Here is a 17,759-nt window from a genome sequence, read left to right as displayed (position 1 = left end):
CTGCGGCGCTGCCCGAACCAGCCATTGGCGATTGCCGCCGCCTTGCCCGACACCCAAGAACAAAAAAAGCCCGCTGCCGGGAGGAGGTGGCAGCGGGCTCGATTTCGAATACGACACGGGAGGAGGTGCGCCGCACTCAGCGTCGGCATCGCATCTGGGAGGAGTAGATGGCCGACACCTGCGAAACTATCAATTGCCCAATGATTCGGCAATAGCAAAGGATGCATAGCAGATGTGCAGATTCGCGGTATCAATCGAATATTAACCATCGCCGCGACCAACCGTGGCGCTTGCGTGGCATCACTGGACCGGAACGTTCTCCTTGAAGATCAGGCGCGGCTCGATGAATTTCCGCGTCAGATAAGGCGCCGAGGAAGCGATCGAGCCGAGCAGGCGAATGACTGATTGCTCGGCGATCAGCCGTGCATTCTGGTCGATGACGACATCGAGCAGATCGTCGACGAGATAGCCGCGTGTCGCCCTTGTTAGGTCGTGACAGATGAACACCGGCTTCCTTTGCGGCTTGGCTTCCAGCAGCGCTTTCGCCACGCCAGAGCGTCCGGCGCCGACGCAATAGATGCCGAGCAGTTCCGGCTCGTTGTGCAGCGCCTTCATCGTCGCCGTGTAGCTGATATCAGGCTCGTCGTTGATCTCGACGGCGCTGGTCACGGTCAAATTGCGGAACTCCTCGCCGAGCACCGAGCGAAAGCCCATTTCGCGTTCTTCATGCCCGCGATAGGAGCGCGAGCCGACGATCATCGCCAGATGGCCCGTGCGACCGCCTAGGAAACGTCCCATCAAAAGGGCTGCGGTGCGCCCGGCGACACGGTTGTCGATGCCGACATAGGCCGATCGCGGCGCGCCCGGAACGTCCGACACCAGCGTGACGAGGCGGATGCCGGCTTCGACGATCTCGCGCAGGATGTTGCGCGTTCTCGGGTGATCGATCGCAATGACACCGACGCCGTTCGCCCTAAGCGAGAGATTTTCGACGGCCGCCTGCAACGCGCTCGGCGAGATGCCGGCGAGTTTGTGGATCCGGCAGGAGGCGACGAGCGGCAAGCGTGCGGCATAGTCCTCGATATGATTTGCCAGATCCATCATGAAGGCGTTCGAGCCGATCGGCAGGAAGAACTCGAGATGCGCAGGCCGCGAGGGCAGCGTGACCTGATCCACGACCGGCAAATAGCCAAGCTGCTTGGCCGCCTCCATCACCCGCTGCCGGTTGGCGGCGCTGGCGCCCGGCCGGTTGTTCAGCACCCGGTCGACCGTCGCGGTCGACAGCCCGCAGCTTCTGGCGATGTCCGCAACGGTGGCTTTCATAGTCGCAGTCATAGGAGCCGATGTGATCCTGTACCAGAGATACGGCCAACCCGGCTTCCAACTGGCCACTCAGCCTTGTGGTTGCTTCCCCTGCACGATGGCGTCACGGATCTCCTTGTCGGACATGCCGGTGATGATCCGTTCGACTTCCGCGACGTTGGTGTTCTTCGGATCGATATCGTCGGCAACCACCTTGCCGCGGCGCATGACGACGATGCGGTCGACCACCTGGAAGACGTGGTGGATGTTGTGGGCGATGAAGATGCAGGAATGGCCCGAATCGCGGGCGCTGCGCACGAAGCTCAGCACACCTTGCGTCTCGGCGACGCCGAGATTGTTGGTCGGCTCGTCGAGGATGATGAGGTCGCTGTCGAAATGCATGGCGCGCGCGATCGCCACCGCCTGCCGCTCCCCGCCTGAGAGTGAGCCGATTGGTGTGGTCGGCGGGATGTCCTTCGAGATGCCGACCTGCTTGAGCAGGTTCCGGGCGACCACGTTCATCGCCTCCTGGTCCATACGGTTGAGGAAACGCGGCGGCTTGATCGGCTCGCGCCCGAGGAACAGGTTGCGCGCGATCGACAATTGCGTGACCAGTGCGGAGTCCTGGTAGATCGTCTCGATGCCGTGCGCGATGGCGTCGCTGGTGCTGCGCAAGTCCACCTTCTTGCCGCGGATGAAGATGTCGCCGCTGGTCAGCGGGACCGCACCCGACAGCACCTTGATCAGCGTCGACTTGCCGGCGCCATTGTCGCCGAGCAGACCGACGATCTCCTTTTCGTTGACATGGAAATTGGCGTCCACCAGCGCTTGCACGCGCCCGTAGGACTTGCGGATGTTTTCCATGCGGACAAGCGGCTCAGTCATGGTTCAAGTCCCCGCCTGATGCCGGCGTTCCAGCCATGAATGGAGCGCCATCATGCCGAGGATGATCGCGCCGATGAAGATGTTGTAGGCAAGCCCGGGCACGCCGATCAGCACGATGCCGTTGCGCATCACGCGCAGGATCAGGATGCCGAGCACAGTACCGATGATGGTGCCGCGTCCGCCGGTCAGCGCCGTGCCGCCGATCACCACCATGGCGATGACTTCGAGCTCGTAGCCGGTGCCGCTGTTCGGGTTGGCCGCCGAAGTGCGCAGCGAGCTGATGACGCCGGCAAGCGAAGCCATGATCGACGACAGGATGAACAGGCCGATCTTGACGCCGCTGACATTGACGCCGCGCGCCCTTGCCGCATTGGGGTTGCCGCCGGCCGCCTGGATCCAGTTGCCGGTCCGGCTCTGCGTCAGCACGTAGCCAAGTGCGATCGCGGCTGCGATGAACCAGAACAGCGACATGTAGATGCGGAACGGCCCGATGAAGAAATCGCCGACCAGCGCCTCGGCGAGCCAGCTGCCTTCGGCGCTCCAGGTGCGTTGCGGAAATCCGCTGGTGACGAACAGAGCGGTGCCGCGCACCACCAGCAGCATGCCGAGCGTCACCAGGAAGGATGGAATCTTGAGTTGCGTCACGAACCAGCCATTGACCAGCCCGATGAAGGCGGCAACCAGCAAGGCCAACACGAAGCCGGCCTCCAGCGAGGTGAGGCCGCTGTTGAAGAGCGTCCACATCAAGACGGGCGAGAAACCGAACAGCGATCCGACGGAGAGGTCGAATTCGCCTGAAGTCATCAACAGCGTCATCGCCAGCGCGATCAGGCCGAGCTCGACCGTGAAGGCGAGTATGTTGCTGATGTTCTGCGGCGACAGGAAATCGTGGTTGAACCCCCAGAACACCGCGAGCTCGACCACAAGCAGCACGAAGGGCCCGAATTCCGGCCTGGCGATCGAGCGTTGGATGATGGAACTGTTTTCCACGTTGGACCCGCGACATGGTTGGAACTGGCCAAGCCCGATACCGCATGAGGCGGTTCGAGGCTCAGCGGGATGATGGGGATGATCGTGGCAGGCGTGCCGCGACCATCCCGATCGCGGTTTTATTTGCCGGACAGGATGTCGTCGTAGACCTGCGCGGTGTCCTTTTCGTAGAGCGCGCCGGTGATCACGTCGAAGCCGGGCGGAATGCCGCTGGCGGCCATGTTGGCGATCGAAAGCGCCACATAGCTGGTCGCCTGCGGATCCTGCCACTGCGCGGCATTGACGTAGCCGGTCAGCACCTCCTGGGTGGTGTCGAGCGAGTTGCCCCAGCCGACGACCGGGATTTCGCCCGGCTTGATGCCGGCCTGGTCGAACACCCGCTTGATCGAGCCGGTCACCAGGTCGCCAAGACCGATGATCGCCTTGACCTTGGCCCTGTTGGCGGTGAGATAGTCGACCATGCGGTTGATTGCTTCGGCCTGGTCGAGCGTGGCTTCGGTGATTTCATAGGTGATGCCGAGCGGCTCGAAGACGCTCTTGATGCCCTCTTCTTCCTGGACGCCATAGGTGGCGCCGGGGATTTCAACCGGCATCCAGACAAAATCGCCCTTCTTCACCAGGCCCTTGTCGACCAGATACTGAGCCCAGTTCTTGCCGAAGGTGACGTTGTCGCCGCCGACATAGGCGTTGAAGTCCGCCTTCGGATCGGGCGTGTTGAAGTTGATGATCGGGATGTTTGCCGCTCGTGCCTCCTTGACGAGCTCGATAAGGCTGCCCGGGTCGGGGCTGGTGGTGGTGATGCCGTCGGCCTTTGCCGCGATGGCGGCGCGAACAGCCTCCTGCTGGGACGACACGTCGCCATTGTGGAACGAGGTGTTGACGGTGTTGCCGGTGTCCGTCGCCCATTGCTTGGCGCCGGCGAGGAAGTAGGTCCAGACCGGGTCGGCCGGGCCGCCATGCGAAATCCAGTAGAAGGTCTTGGCCTGTGCCGCCGCCGGAATCGCCAGCGCCACGATCAAGCCGAATACAAATAGTCGTAGCCTCGTCAGCATTTGATTTCCTCCCATTTTGAAACGTCCTCCAGCTCCGGCGACGATCACGGCAAGCCTGACCGTATTCTTGCCAGCGGCGATCTGGATGCATCAGAGCATCCGCTTTTTCGATCAATGGCAAGCCTCCATTTGCCAGTGGTAGTTGGCGCACGACAATGCGCCATCAGCCATCCCATCAGATCGCATCAGTTTGGCTGATATCTTTTGCGGCAAGCGGCCTCGGCGCCGAAGACGAGGCGCAGGCGGGACGGAAGCTAAATGAGGTCGGCCCTGGCAAGGTCGCGCATCAGATGGCTGGCGCCGTAGGTCCAGTGGGGACAGTCGGGAGACAGCCGTACCCGGTTGATCAGGGCGCCGAATTTCTCCGATGAGATGGTGACGATGTCGCCGACCTTGTGCGTGAAGCCCTTGCCCTTTTCGCCGCGGTCCTTCGACGGCACGAACATGGTGCCGAGATAGAGCGCCAGCCCGTCGGGGTACTGGTGATGCGGGCCCATGGCGGCGGCGACCAGTTCTTCGGGCGAGCGGCTGATCTCGGCCATCGAACTGGCGCCCTCCAGCGAGAAACCATCCTCGCCCTCGACCTTCAGCCGCACGGTGGCCTGCTTCACGTCACCAATGGAAAAGGTATCGTCGAACAGCCGGATGAACGGGCCGAGCGCGGCCGAAGCGTTGTTGTCCTTGGCCTTGCCGAGCAACAGCGCCGAGCGCCCTTCGACGTCGCGCAGATTGACGTCGTTGCCGAGCGTGGCGCCGACGATCTTGCCGCTGCCGGCGGCGATCATGGCGATCTCCGGCTCGGGATTGTTCCAGGTGGAGACCGGATGCAGGCCGACATCGGCGCCGAAGCCGACCGACGCCATCGGCTGGCATTTGGTGAAGATTTCGGCATCGGGGCCGATGCCCACTTCCAGATATTGCGACCAGGCGCCGCGCTGGATCAGCTTGGTCTTGATCTCCATCGCCTCCGGCGAGCCTGGCTTGAGCTTCGACAGATCGTGGCCGATCAGCCCGGCAATGTCGGCGCGAATGGCGTCGGCTTTTTCCGCGGAGCCGCGCGCCTGCTCCTCGATGACCCGTTCGAGCAGGCTGACGACGAAGGTGACGCCCGATGCCTTGACCGCCTGCAGGTCGACCGGAGAGAGCAGGTACGGCTTTTGCGGATCGCGCGCGGCCTGGAAACTGTTGGCGGCGATTGCATCGAGCGATCCGATCGGTTCGCCCTCGGCGGCGTGGACGTAGCCTGCTGGGTCCGGCATCTCGCAGACGTCGCGCACGGTTGGTGCCATGCTGGAGGTGATGTCGAAGACCGTGCCGCCGCGTACCGTGACCACCAGCGGATGCGATGCTTCGCTCGTCCGGGCGCGGCCGATGAAGAGGCCCTCGTCGGGCAGGAGGGTGGCGTTCGTCATGGCTTGCGGTCCTCTGCTATCTTGTTCTGCGTCGTCGCTGCGGACCAATGGTTCAACAAAAGCCTGGCCGCGGCGGCGGCACTTTCAACAAATTCCCGCCAAAGGTCTATCCCGTTCCTCGCGATCGAGCCCTGCGCTGCATTTCGCATCGGCGGACGCCGTCCTCTTCAAAGGCTCTTTCAAAATCATGAAATCGTCACTAGGATTTTCATTTGACGAAGTACATTCAGGTGACTCTTGCCCCTACCGTTTTCCGATCCGATCTGGCAGAAGCCGCCGGCGGCCCCTGCGTTCCGGTCGCTTTTTCCCGGCGGCCAGCGTGCCGATGTCGTCATTGTGGGTGGCGGGATTCTCGGTCTGTCGACAGCCTTGCATGCAGCCCGGTTCGGCCTTGCCGTGCAGGTGCTGGAAGCCGGCGAAATCGGCCAAGGCGCATCGGGCCTGAATGGCGGTCAGGTCATCCCCGGCCTGAAATATGATCCGGAATGGCTGCTGGAGCATTTTGGCTCCGAACGCGGCGAGATCCTCGTCAATTTTGCCGCCTCGACGGCGGACGCCGTCTTCGAATTGATCCGCGACGAGAAACTGGCGGTGCCGTTCGTCCGCAATGGCTGGATTCAGGCAGCGCACACCGAGACGGCGCTGAAGGCGGCGGCGAACAGGGACCGGCAGTGGCGGAACCTTGGCGCCGATGTCCGGCTTCTGAGCCAGACCGAGATCGCCGCGTTGACTGGCGCGCAGCGCTATCTCGGTGGCTGGCTCGACCGCCGCGCCGGCGTGATTGATCCGCTTGCCTATACGTCGGAACTGGCACGGATCGCCTCGGCCGCGGGCGTGAAGATCGCCGAACACCAGAAGGTGATACGCCTCGACAACAACGCCGGCAATTGGCGCATCTCGACGGAGGGCGGCGCCGAATTGCAGGCCAAAGCGGTCATTCTGGCGACGAACGCCTATACCGGCGACCTGCTCCCTGGTCTCGCCGAAACGATCGTTCCGCTGCACTCCTTCCAGATCGCGACAGCACCGCTGCCGTCCCATCTGGCGGCCGGGATTTTACCGGAAGGGCAAGCAGTATCGGACTCACGTCGCATCCTCGTTTATTACCGCAAGAGTGCCGACGGGCGGCTGGTGCTCGGCGGGCGCGGCCGAATGGCGCTGCCGACCAGCGAAAGTGATTGGGCGCATCTCGAGCGCGCGCTGCTCCGGCTCTATCCGGCGCTATCCGGAGTCGCCATCGAAAAGCGCTGGTTTGGCCGGGTGGCGATGACGTCGGATCACCTCCCGCATATCCACGAGCCCGAGCAGGGCCTGATGGCAGTGGTCGGCTGCCAGGGCCGTGGCGTCGGCCTGATGACCGCGCTTGGCGAGCGCATTGCTGGCTATCTGGCGAGCGGCGACGCCAGGCAATTGCCGTTCCCGGTTTCGCAGATCCGGCCGATCCCATTCCACGTCTTTCGGCAGGTCGGCGTGGCCGCGACGATCGCCTGGTATCGTATGCTGGATGCATTCGAGCGCTGATTTTATGCCGATGCAGGAATCAGCTTGACAGTTTCATGATTATGAAAAATTCTTGAGTGATTTCAAATTTCGATGGGCAACCCCGATGTCGACCATCGTTGCAAGGCAGCCGCTGCCGGAGTCCCGATCCTCGACGGGTTTCCGGTTGGCCATGCTGCTGCCGGGCGGGCTGGTCACCTTCTTCCTGATCCTGTTTGCCCTCGGCCTCGTGGTTTTCCTCGCCCTTCGCGGCAATGACGGTTCGCTGCTGGGCGCCGGTTTCACTTTTGCGAATTTCATCACCGTGGCATCCGACCCGCTCTACTGGACGGTAACGCTGCGCTCGCTGGCCATTGCCGGCCTGGTGACGCTGGCGACGGTCGTCACCGCCTATCCCGTCGCCTACTACCTTGCCTTCCATGCCGGACGGCGGCGCGGGCTGCTGCTGTTTCTGGTGACGCTGCCGTTCTGGACCAGCTATCTCTTGCGCGTTTTCGCCTGGAAGATCGTGCTTGCCTACAATGGCGTGCTGAACTCGGCGCTCATCGAAAGCGGCATCTGGTCCGAACCGACACTGGCGTTTCTCAACACGCCGGCCGCCGTCGTCGTCACGCTGGCTCACGCCTATGCGCCGTTCGCCATCCTGCCTATCTATGTGGCGCTGGACACGATCCCGAAATCGCTGCTCGAAGCTGCTTCCGATCTCGGCGCCAGACCGTTCACCAGCTTTCGCCGCGTCGTGCTGCCGAATTCGATGCCGGGGGTGCTGGCGGCGGCTCTCGTCGTCTTCGTGCCGACGGTCGGCGATTATGTCACCCCGGCGCTGGTCGGCGGCCCTGCCAGCACCATGATCGGCTCGCTGATCCAGGCCCAGTTCGGCAAGGCAAATGACTGGCCGTTCGGCGCAGCACTCGCCGTTGCCGTCATGCTGGTCATCCTTGCCGTGGTGCTGGTCGTGCGTTCCGCCGACCGCAGGTTTGGCAGCCGCACATGAGCGCCGCGCGCATAGACGCAACGCAAGGTGGCCGCTGGCTCGGCGCCTACGTGCTTGTCTATCTGGTATTCCTCTATTTGCCGATCTCGCTGATCCCGCTGTTTTCCTTCAACGATTCGATCCAGGCGGCGTTTCCGCTGCAAGGCTTCACGTTTGAATGGTACACGATGCTGTCCGGCAATTCGGCGCTGTCCGGCGCGCTTGCCAACAGCCTCGTCATCGGTGCAATTGCCGCCACCGGTGCCACGCTCTGCGGCATCACCGTGTCCTACATGGATCTTTTTGGCCGTTCGCCGCTTGCCTTCACGATCAGCGCTATCGCGCGGCTGCCGATACTGATCCCCGGCGTCATCGTCGGCATCTCGCTGCTGATCCTGGTCAACCTCATTGGCTTCGGTCCGTCACGCACCGCCATCGTGCTCGGCCACATATTGGTGGCGCTGCCGACGACGGTGGTGATCATGAAAAGCCGCTTCGCCGCTATACCCAAAACCATCCACGAGGCGGCACTCGATCTCGGCGCCTCCGACTGGACGACATTCAGGCGGGTCATGCTGCCGCTCAGCCTGCCCGCCATTGTATCAGCGTTCATGCTGGCCTTCCTGATCTCCTTCGACGAGTTCATCGTCGCCTTCTTCCTCGCCGGCACCGAACCGACCTTGCCGCTTTATATCTGGAGCCAGCTGCGTTTCCCGAAATCGCTGCCGACCGTCATGGCACTGGGCACGGCCATCCTGGCCGTGTCCTTCGTCATCGCGGCAATTGCCGAAATCCTGCGCCATCGCGGGCTCGCCGCCGCTCAGCGGCCAGTGCCCGCCAACCTGCCCAAACCAGAAGAAACCGAAAGAGGAGAACTGCAATGGCATTCGACCTGAAATCGATAAATCGCAAGACAGTCCAAGCCGGATTGGCAGCCTTCGCGCTGGCGCTTTCGTCGACCGTCGCGCTTGCGGCCGACAAGCTGCAATATTTCACCTGGTCGGGCTACGAACTTCCCGACTTCAACAAGAGCTTCCTCGCCGCACACCCCGATGGCGTCGAGGCCTCGATGTTCGGCGACGACGATGACGCCTTCACCAAGGTCAAGGCCGGTTTCCGTCCTGACGTCGCGCATCCCTGCTACGACAAGGTGGCGCGCTGGAACAGGGAAGGCCTGCTGCAGCCAATCGACACCAAGCGCATCAAGAACTGGGATTCGATCTTTCCGGTTTTCAAGAACCTGCCCGACCTGCAGGCCGGCGACGGCAAAGTCTGGATGGTGCCGTGGGACTGGGGCAACACCTCGATCCTTTACCGCACCGATCTGGTGAAGAACCCGGAGCCGAGCTGGAACCTTTTGTGGGACAAGCAATATGCCGGGCGCATGGCGACGATCGATGCCGTCCACGACACGCCGGTGGTGGCGGCGCTTCTCGCCGGTGTCAATCCGTTCGACATGACGCCGGAACAGATGGAAAAGGTGGCTGAAAAACTGCGCGAGCAGCGCCCGCTGCTCTCCAACTACACCACCGACATGACCTCGGTCGAACAGGCGCTGGCGAGTGGCCAGTTGGTCGCCGCCATGACCTGGAACGCGTCGGCCACCTCGCTGAAGAAGCAGGGCGTGCCGGTCGAGTTCATGAAGCCTAGGGAAGGCATGCTGACCTGGTCGTGCGGCTTCGTCATGCTCAAGGACGCCAAGAATGTCGACCTCGCCTATGATTTCATCAACAGCCGGCTGGAGACGGATTCGGGAAAATACCTGATTCAGACCTATGGTTACGGCAGCTCAAACAGCTCGGCCTTCGCCGCGGTGCCGAAGGAGGAACTGGAAAAGCTGCAACTGCCGTCCGATCCGGAAGTGATGCTGAAGACTACGGTCTTCACCGGGCCGATGAAACAGAATGACGAACTCGCCAAGATGTTCGAGAAGGTCAAGGCAGGCGGCTGAGTTCGCTCTTCCTTCTCCCTTGTGGGAGAAGGTGGATCGGCGCGTAGCGTCGAGACGGTAGAGGGGTGCTGGACAGAATGCGGGGTTTGCCAAGCTGGAACACCCCTCATCCGTCCGAGCGGAGCCTGTCCTCGGGCTTGCCGGAGGCAAGACCCGTGGGCTCGGCCACCTTCTCCCACAGGGGGAGAAGGGAAAATGCTGGCGAACGAGGAAGTATGCATGGATATACTGGACCAAGCGGCTGAAAAGCCGAAAGACGACGCCGATGTGCGGGTCGGCCGGCGCGTGCGGGCGCTCAGGCTGGAACGCAGTCTTTCGCTGGCCGAGCTTGCCGCCAAGGCCGGCGTTTCGATCGGTGCGCTCAGCCAGATCGAGCGCGGCTTGTCCTCGCTTCGCGTCAAGGTGATCTGGCCGCTCGCCGCCGCTCTCGACATCGAGCCGTCGGCGCTGATTGCTGACGGCAACGATGTCGTCAGCGATCTCTATTGCGTGCGCGCCAACAGTCGGCGCCAGATCCCGGTGAAGTCGGAAGGCATCGCCAAGGCGCTGCTGTCGCCGCCGGCCGCTACGCTCACCGGCATGCTGGTGACGGTAGAAGCCGGTGGCGGCACCGTCGAAGCCTACGCCCATCCCGGCCACGAATTCGGTTTCGTCCTGTCGGGCGAGGTCGAACTCGTGATCGATTCAACCACCTACGGGCTGAAGACCGGCGACAGCTTCGCCTTCAAGAGCACCTTGCTGCATGCCTTCCGCAATCCGGGCGCCGAGCGCTGCCAGATCCTCTGGGTCAACACGACCAAGCCGTCCGAGGTTCGCGATGGCGCCTGATCCTCTCGTCCGGCTGGAGGCGGTGTCGAAGATTTTCCCCGGCGGCATTGTCGGACTCGACGCCGTCGATCTCAACATTGCCCGCGGCGAGTTCCTGACCTTGCTCGGCCCATCTGGCTGCGGCAAGACCACTAGCCTGCGGGTGATCGCAGGATTCGAAAGCCCGTCGAGCGGACGGGTGCTGCTCGACAGCCGTGACATTACTTCGCTGCGGCCGTTCGACCGTCCCGTCAACACCGTGTTCCAGGACTATGCGCTGTTTCCGCACATGGACGTCGCCGAAAACGTCGGCTTCGGCCTGTCGCTGCGCAAGCTTTCCGGGGCAGAACAGGCAAAGCGCGTCGGCGAAGCGCTCGACATGGTTGGCCTTGCCGAGAAGCTCGGCGCCCGCGTGTCCGAATTGTCTGGCGGCCAGCGTCAGCGCGTCGCGCTTGCCCGTGCGATTGTCTGCGAACCGCGTGTGCTGCTGCTCGACGAGCCGCTGTCGGCGCTCGATGCGCATCTGCGCGAACAGATGCAGGTCGAATTGAAGCGGCTGCAGTCGCGGCTCGGCACCACTTTCGTCATGGTCACCCACGACCAGACCGAGGCGCTGTCGATCTCCGACCGTATCGTCGTCATGAACAAGGGCCGCATCGAGCAGATTGCGCCGCCGGCCACGCTCTACGATCGGCCCGCCACCAAATTCGTCGCCAGTTTCATCGGCACGATGAACCTGCTGCAGTCGCGCTTTGTCGGCCGTGACGGCGATCGGTTGCGTTTCGCCGCCGGCGCCCTGCCGCTCGAAGCCACGTCGGAAACCGGCGAAGTGCCGGGAGAAGGCGCGGTGCGAACCATCGGAGTGCGTCCGGAGGATCTTTTGGCGGCGACCGAAGCAGCGACCGGCACCGCGCCGGTGCGGGTGAGCAGCATCGTCTTTCACGGCCGCACCTTGCGCCTGCACGCCGAATTGGGGCAGGGGATACCAGTGGTGATCGATGCGCCACGCCGGGCGGAAGGTTTTCAATTCAGCGTCGGCGACGTGGCGCATATCAGCCTGCGCCGCGGCGCTAACTGCCCTATGCTGCCCATCTAACCCTATCCTTCCACAAAACCGGAGGCACTACCCATGAGCAATCACCTGAACTTCTTCATCGACGGAAAATGGGTCGCGCCCGTGGTGCCGGCGACGCTGGATGTGATCGATCCGTCCACCGAAGAGGCCTACACCAAAATCTCCGTCGGCTCGAAGGCCGATGTGGACCGCGCCGTGGCAGCGGCGAAGGCGGCCTTTCCGGCCTTTTCGCAGACCAGCAAGGCCGAGCGCCTGACGCTGCTGAAGCGCATCCTAGAAATCTACAACGAGCGCTACGAGAATATCGCCCAGGCTGTCAGCCAGGAGATGGGCGCGCCGATCACCTGGGCGCGCCAGGCGCAGGCCTGGGCGGGCAGGGCACATATGGAAGCCACTATTCATGCGCTGGAGGATTACGAATTCAGCGAGAAGCGCGGCACCACCATGGTGGTCAAGGAGCCGATCGGCGTTTGCGCGCTGATCACGCCATGGAACTGGCCGCTCAACCAGATCGTCTGCAAGGTGGCGCCGGCGATCGCCGCGGGCTGCACGGTCGTGCTGAAGCCTTCCGAGATCGCGCCGATCAGCGGCATCGTCTTTTCGGAAGTGATGGAAGCCGCCGGCACGCCGAAGGGGGTCTACAACATGGTCAACGGCACCGGTCCGGATGTCGGACAGGTCATGGCCGGACATCCCGATGTCGACATGGTTTCCTTCACCGGCTCGACCCGGGCCGGCATCATCGTCGCCAAGACGGCGGCCGAGACGGTCAAGCGCGTGGCGCAGGAACTCGGCGGCAAATCGCCCAACATCGTGCTTGCCGATGCCGACTTCGAGAAGGCCGTGCGCAAGGGCGTCAACGCCTGTTTTGGCAACAGCGGCCAGTCCTGCGATGCGCCGACGCGCATGCTGGTGCCGGCCGCCCGCCACGATGAGGCGCTGCTGATCGCCAAGAAGGCGGCCGAGGCGCACAAGGTCGGCGATCCGCGCTCGGAAGACACCAGGCTCGGGCCGGTGGTCTCCAATATCCAATTCGACAAGATCCAGCGGCTGATCGAGGCCGGCATCGCCGAGGGTGCAACGCTGGTCGCCGGCGGTCCCGGCCGGCCGGAGCATCTTAATCGCGGTTATTACGTGCGGCCGACCGTCTTCGGCCACGTCACGCCGGGCATGACCATCGAGCGGGAAGAAATTTTTGGGCCGGTGCTTTCGGTCATCTCCTATGATGACGACGATGACGCGGTGAAAATCGCCAACGACACCGTCTATGGCCTCGCCGCCTACGTGCAATCAGGGGATATCGACCACGCGCGAAAAGTCGCCGGCCGGCTGCGCGCCGGGCAGGTCTCGATCAACTATCCGGAGTGGGACACCTTCGCGCCGTTCGGCGGCTACAAGCAATCCGGCAACGGCCGCGAATATGCCGATTGGGCGATCCACGATTTCCTCGAGATCAAGGGCATCATCGGCTACGGCGCGTAGGGCTTAACCCGAACAGCGCCGCGCATCCAAGAAGGTCGCTGTAGCGGGTCATCTGAGCTATTCGGCGGCTTCGCGGACAGGGATCAGGCGCCGCTCGACCTGCTGGAGATGCAGGCGCATCGCTGCCGCCGCGCCGCCGAGGTCACGCTCGGCGATCGCCTCGACGATCCGTTCATGGTCGGCGAAGCTGTGATGGTCTGCCGGAGGGCGGGCGCCTTCTGAACGGAGACGTCCCCAGACCACGGTGCGGCGCACGGCGTTCAGCACGTCGAACAGGCCGAGCAGCACATTGTTGCGGCTCGCCTGCGCAATCTGCCGGTGGAGCAGATTGTCGACATTCTCATATTGCCGCCACGTGACGGCCTCCCGCGTCTGCACCAGCGATTGCCGCATCGCGGCGATATCCGAAAGCGTGGCGTGCAGCGCCGCTTCGCGCGCAATTTCGGGCTCAAGGATGAGGCGCGCGCGCATCACGTCGGCCGGATTGGTGCGCCCGGCGATTTCCGAAATGCCGATCGTCTCCTCGACCGGCCCGCTGCCGACGAAGGTGCCCCTGCCGACGTGACGCCAGATGCGGCCGTCCTTCTCGAGCACCGCCAGCGCCTTGCGCAGATCGCCGCGCGATACGCCGAGGCTCTCCGACAGTTCCCGCTCGGCAGGCAGCCGCGTCTCACCGGCATGATCCATCTGGGCAAGATAGGCCTGCAGCTGAACCAGGGCGGCGTGGCCGCCATTACCGGGATCGTCCATCAATTTAACCAATCCGCATATGATTTCCCTTGCCGGTGTTAAAACGATTAGCTCAAACCGTCAACTCCCGAGTTTTCTGGGCACACCCGTTCGATACGGTGCAGTTTCTCCTTGACCAATCCGTCCCATAGTCTTAACCAATCAAGGAAATGGTTACAAAAAACGGGAGGAATGACAATGGCCGGCGTGTCCAGACGTACCATCCTTGCCACCGCTTTCGCCGCGGTCCTGGCATGTGCAGCGCCCTTGTCGGCCGCAAATGCGGGCGACATGCGCATCGCATTCGGCGACCTTCCGGGCATCGAAACCATCCAGACGCTCGCCGCGATAGAGCGCGCCAAGGAACGCGGCGTGAATGTCGAGCTCATTGTTCTCAATGACGAGGATCTGGCTGCCCAAGCCATTGTCGGCGGCCAGGCCGATGTCGGCATCGGCGCGCCCTATACCTTGATCCAGAAGGTGGGCGTGCCGATCCGCATTTTCGCGCAGATATCGACGCTGCGCTTCTTTCCCGTCGTCAACAGCGAATTCTACAAGGAATGGAAGGATCTCGACGGGCAGGAGGTCGCCGTCCAGGCGCGCGGCTCCGGCACCGAGGCGGTCATGCTGCTGATGGCGAAAAACCACGGCATCAAGCTCGGCAACATCAGCTATGTCCCGGGTTCCGAGGTTCGCCGCAATGCGCTGCTCCAAGGGACCATCAAGGCGTCGATCGTCGATGCCGCCAACCGGCGTGCGCTCGAGGCCGAAGCCCCCGGCAAGTTCATCGTTCTGCCGGTCGAGGATCTCGGCGCCTCTGACGAAGCGCTTTTCGCGACCGCGGACTATCTGAAGAACAACGCCGCCGACGTCGACATCCTGGTCGAGGAACTGATGAAGACCGCGCGCGAGATCACCGCGAACCCCGCGGTCGCCGTCGAGCTTCGCAACAAATATAAACTGCTGCCGGATCTCGGCGCTGAAGCCGACAGCGAAATCACCGAATACTACAAGGAAACCGCGGAAGCCGGCAGTCTTGCGCTGAACGGCGGCGGAGCCGATGCAGCCAAGGACGACTTTGCCTTCTTCAGCCTTGCCGGCCAGATCGAAGGCGATCCCGCCAGCCTCAAGGTCGAGGACTTCTGGGACGTCTCCGCAATCGACCGCGCCGTCGCCAAGCTCGGCAAGAAATAGGCGCTCAAGCGGATGGCCGTAAGCATCAGAACCGACGGCGAGGCTGCCGGCCTCGCTCCTCTTTCCAATCGCAGCGCAACGGGCGCATCGTGGGACCAGCCGGTCCTGCTCAGGCTGGTGTCGATCGCCCTGTTCGCGGGAATCTGGGAGGTGGCCGGGCGTATTCCCGTCAGCTTCGCTTTCCCGACCTTTTCCGACACGGTCGTCGCGTTCTTCGGACTGCTCGCCGACGGCAGCCTGGCGACCGCCTACCTTTCGACGCTGCAGCCGCTGGTGCTTGGCGTTGTCCTGTCGGCGTTCCTGGGTGTCGGCCTCGGCACGATCTGTGGCCTGTGGCGCACCGGCGAATGGCTGGTGATCCCTGTGTTCATCGTGCTTCAGGCAGCACCGGTCGCCGCCTTCATTCCGATGGTCACCTTTGTCTATGGAATAGGCATGACCGCCAAGACGCTCGCCGTCATGATCCTGGCGCTGCCGGTCATCGTGCTCAACACCTACAAGGCCGTGCGCAACGTCAACGAGTCGCTGCTGGTCATGTGCCGATCCTTCCTCGGCACCCGCTGGCAGACCGTCGCCAAGATCATCCTTCCGGACGCCAGCCCGGTGATTTTTGCCGGCTTGCGCCTCGGCGTCGCTGCCGGCTTCGTCGGCGTGGTGCTCGCCGAACTGCTGATCACCCCGACCGGCATCGGCGACCTCATCACCTTCCACCGCTCGCGCGCCGACTACGCCGAGATGTACGCAACAATCGCCTCGATCATTGCGCTTTCCACCCTGACGCTCGTCTTTCTGCAGTGGGTGGAAGTCCGCGTTTTCAGGCCCGAGAGCAGAGGTCCTTAAGATGGGCGCGACCGCATTGCGAAATGGACCGTCGCCGGTTCCCGCACCGATCGATTCAATCGTGGAAGTGAGGGGAATCTCTAAGACCTACGGCAATGTCGAGGCGCTGCGCGGCATCGACCTCGACTTTCCCAGGGGCAAGCTGACCAGCCTTCTCGGACCCAGCGGCTGCGGAAAGACGACGCTGCTGAAGATCATAGCGGGGCTGATACGGGCCGATGGCGGCACCGTCGCGATCAACGGCAAGCACGTCACCGCACCCGGCCCCGAACGCGCTTTCGTGTTCCAGGATTTTGCGCTGATGCCGTGGGCGACCGTGATGCGCAATGTGGCCTTCGGACTTGAATTGCGCGGCACCAACAAGGCCGAGCGCGAAGCGATCGCCCGACGCTACATCGCCGAGGTGGGGCTCGCCGGATTCGAGGACAAATATCCGCATCAGCTGTCGGGCGGCATGCGCCAGCGCGTCGGCCTGGCGCGCGCATTGTCGGTCGATGCCGACGTCCTGCTGCTCGATGAACCGTTTTCGGCGGTCGACGAGCAGAACCGGCGGAAATTCCAGGAAGACCTAATCCGGCTGCGCACCAACCAGAACAAGACCTTCATCTTCGTGACGCACTCGATCGAGGAAGCGGTCTACATCTCCGACCGCATCGTCTTGCTGTCGCCGAGACCCGGCCGGGTTTCGCAGATCATCGAACCGGAAATCGATCGCTCCGGCGACCCCGAGCGCATCCATCGCGACAGGCACTATCTCGATACTGTCGAGGAGATCTGGCAGGGGCTGAAGCAGTATGTGGAGTGAGCGGCCGTGACCTTGTTTGGCTACCGTGTGCCAATGATGGCGTCCCTGCTGGTCTGGTGCGTCGTATGGGAAATCGTCGGCCGGCTCGACCTTGTCTTTCTGCTGCCGCCGTTTAGCGACGTGCTGGTTGCAGCGGTCAGCCTGGTGCAGACGCCGTCCTGGCAGAGCGCGACAGTCACGACCCTTCGCGCCTTCGCGACGGGCATGGCCCTATCGATCGTTGTCGGCGTGCCATTGGGTATCCTGATGGGACGCGTCAAGATCGCCGACGACCTGCTCGGCATGTGGGTCAACATCTTTTCAAGCGCACCGCTCTCGGCGATCGTCCCGGTGCTGATGATCCTGTTCGGCTTCGGCGAGAAGACGATCGTTGCGGCGGTGTTCCTGTTTGCGATCTGGATCATCGTTCTCGACACCCGCGCCGGGGTCCGTCATATCTCGCCGTCGCTGATCGAGATGGCGCGTTCCTACGGCGCCTCGCGCCCGGCGCTCTATAGCAAGATCATCCTGTGGGCGGCCCTTCCGGAAATCCTTGCCGGCATTCGCCTCGGCCTCATCCGCGGCGTCAAGGGCGTCGTCATCGGCCAGTTGCTCGTCGCCATCGTCGGCTACGGTGCGCTGTTCGAAACCTTCTCGCGAAATTTCCGCATGGCGGAATTCTGGGCCTTGACCATCATCCTTTTTGCCTTCGCCCTGCTGATCGCCGAACTGATCGAACGGGCCGAAGCCAAAGTCGAATACTACGCAGGAGCAAGACAGTGA

17 protein-coding genes are annotated in these 17,759 nt (G+C 63.0%); 11 read left to right on the top strand and 6 right to left on the bottom strand.

Annotation, left to right across the window (positions count from 1 at the left end):
• Positions 1-300 precede the first annotated feature (300 nt).
• From AC0L2K_RS05830 to AC0L2K_RS05810, 5 genes are all read right to left on the bottom strand, one after another.
• The gene (locus AC0L2K_RS05830) at positions 301-1,323 is read right to left on the bottom strand and encodes a LacI family DNA-binding transcriptional regulator (protein WP_128171979.1); all 1,023 of its coding nucleotides are present in this window, start codon (positions 1,321-1,323) and stop codon (positions 301-303) included.
• 69 nt (positions 1,324-1,392) lie between these two features.
• Complete coding sequence (locus tag AC0L2K_RS05825; RefSeq protein WP_128171980.1) at positions 1,393-2,187, bottom strand: ATP-binding cassette domain-containing protein; 795 nt, start codon at positions 2,185-2,187, stop codon at positions 1,393-1,395.
• A gap of 3 nt (positions 2,188-2,190) precedes the next feature.
• Positions 2,191-3,177, bottom strand: coding sequence for an ABC transporter permease (locus AC0L2K_RS05820; RefSeq protein ID WP_023799448.1), 987 nt, complete (start codon positions 3,175-3,177; stop codon positions 2,191-2,193).
• A 119-nt stretch (positions 3,178-3,296) separates the two neighbouring features.
• A complete protein-coding gene (locus AC0L2K_RS05815; RefSeq protein WP_027152256.1) occupies positions 3,297-4,229 on the bottom strand; it encodes a substrate-binding domain-containing protein in 933 nt (310 codons plus the stop codon).
• A gap of 254 nt (positions 4,230-4,483) precedes the next feature.
• Positions 4,484-5,641: a fumarylacetoacetate hydrolase family protein gene (locus AC0L2K_RS05810; protein ID WP_473530839.1), complete on the bottom strand. Its 1,158-nt coding sequence runs from the start codon at positions 5,639-5,641 to the stop codon at positions 4,484-4,486.
• A 237-nt stretch (positions 5,642-5,878) separates the two neighbouring features.
• On the opposite strand from AC0L2K_RS05810, the gene AC0L2K_RS05805 reads away from it, so the two are divergent.
• From AC0L2K_RS05805 to AC0L2K_RS05775, 7 genes are all read left to right on the top strand, one after another.
• Positions 5,879-7,162 carry an NAD(P)/FAD-dependent oxidoreductase gene (locus AC0L2K_RS05805; RefSeq protein WP_473530838.1) on the top strand — a complete coding sequence of 428 codons (1,284 nt, stop codon included), beginning with the start codon at positions 5,879-5,881 and terminating at the stop codon, positions 7,160-7,162.
• A gap of 85 nt (positions 7,163-7,247) precedes the next feature.
• Positions 7,248-8,135 (top strand): ABC transporter permease, encoded by an 888-nt coding sequence (locus tag AC0L2K_RS05800; protein ID WP_128167739.1) that lies wholly within the window; start codon positions 7,248-7,250, stop codon positions 8,133-8,135.
• A complete protein-coding gene (locus AC0L2K_RS05795; RefSeq protein ID WP_473530837.1) occupies positions 8,132-9,010 on the top strand; it encodes an ABC transporter permease in 879 nt (292 codons plus the stop codon). The genes AC0L2K_RS05800 and AC0L2K_RS05795 overlap by 4 nt, the downstream gene beginning before the upstream one ends.
• Positions 8,995-10,065 (top strand): ABC transporter substrate-binding protein, encoded by a 1,071-nt coding sequence (locus tag AC0L2K_RS05790; protein WP_023799441.1) that lies wholly within the window; start codon positions 8,995-8,997, stop codon positions 10,063-10,065. The genes AC0L2K_RS05795 and AC0L2K_RS05790 overlap by 16 nt, the downstream gene beginning before the upstream one ends.
• 219 nt (positions 10,066-10,284) lie before the next feature.
• Entirely contained in the window at positions 10,285-10,893 is a 609-nt protein-coding gene (locus AC0L2K_RS05785; protein WP_473530836.1) for a cupin domain-containing protein, read from the top strand.
• Positions 10,883-11,968, top strand: a complete 1,086-nt coding sequence (locus tag AC0L2K_RS05780) for an ABC transporter ATP-binding protein (RefSeq protein WP_287236933.1) — start codon at positions 10,883-10,885, stop codon at positions 11,966-11,968. Before AC0L2K_RS05785 ends, AC0L2K_RS05780 begins: the two co-directional genes overlap by 11 nt.
• Positions 11,969-12,001: 33 nt before the next feature.
• The gene (locus AC0L2K_RS05775) at positions 12,002-13,429 is read left to right on the top strand and encodes an aldehyde dehydrogenase family protein (protein ID WP_287341486.1); all 1,428 of its coding nucleotides are present in this window, start codon (positions 12,002-12,004) and stop codon (positions 13,427-13,429) included.
• Positions 13,430-13,486: 57 nt separating this feature from the next.
• On the opposite strand, the gene AC0L2K_RS05770 is transcribed toward AC0L2K_RS05775, so the two are convergent.
• Positions 13,487-14,179 (bottom strand): FadR/GntR family transcriptional regulator, encoded by a 693-nt coding sequence (locus AC0L2K_RS05770; RefSeq protein ID WP_023799437.1) that lies wholly within the window; start codon positions 14,177-14,179, stop codon positions 13,487-13,489.
• A gap of 177 nt (positions 14,180-14,356) precedes the next feature.
• On the opposite strand from AC0L2K_RS05770, the gene AC0L2K_RS05765 reads away from it, so the two are divergent.
• The 4 genes from AC0L2K_RS05765 to AC0L2K_RS05750 are packed head-to-tail and all read left to right on the top strand — an operon-like array spanning position 14,357 to position 17,759.
• Complete coding sequence (locus AC0L2K_RS05765) at positions 14,357-15,352, top strand: ABC transporter substrate-binding protein (protein ID WP_473530835.1); 996 nt, start codon at positions 14,357-14,359, stop codon at positions 15,350-15,352.
• Positions 15,353-15,364: 12 nt separating this feature from the next.
• The gene (locus AC0L2K_RS05760; RefSeq protein WP_473530834.1) at positions 15,365-16,192 is read left to right on the top strand and encodes an ABC transporter permease; all 828 of its coding nucleotides are present in this window, start codon (positions 15,365-15,367) and stop codon (positions 16,190-16,192) included.
• Between the two features lies 1 nt (position 16,193).
• Positions 16,194-16,997 carry an ABC transporter ATP-binding protein gene (locus AC0L2K_RS05755; RefSeq protein ID WP_023799434.1) on the top strand — a complete coding sequence of 268 codons (804 nt, stop codon included), beginning with the start codon at positions 16,194-16,196 and terminating at the stop codon, positions 16,995-16,997.
• A 6-nt stretch (positions 16,998-17,003) separates the two neighbouring features.
• On the top strand, positions 17,004-17,759 hold the full coding sequence (locus AC0L2K_RS05750) for an ABC transporter permease (RefSeq protein WP_128167733.1): 756 nt from the start codon (positions 17,004-17,006) through the stop codon (positions 17,757-17,759).

Source organism: Mesorhizobium sp. WSM4817, assembly GCF_055811135.1.
The sequence above is the reverse complement of the archived record's forward strand: the minus strand, read 5'-3'. Positions and strand labels throughout refer to the sequence as shown.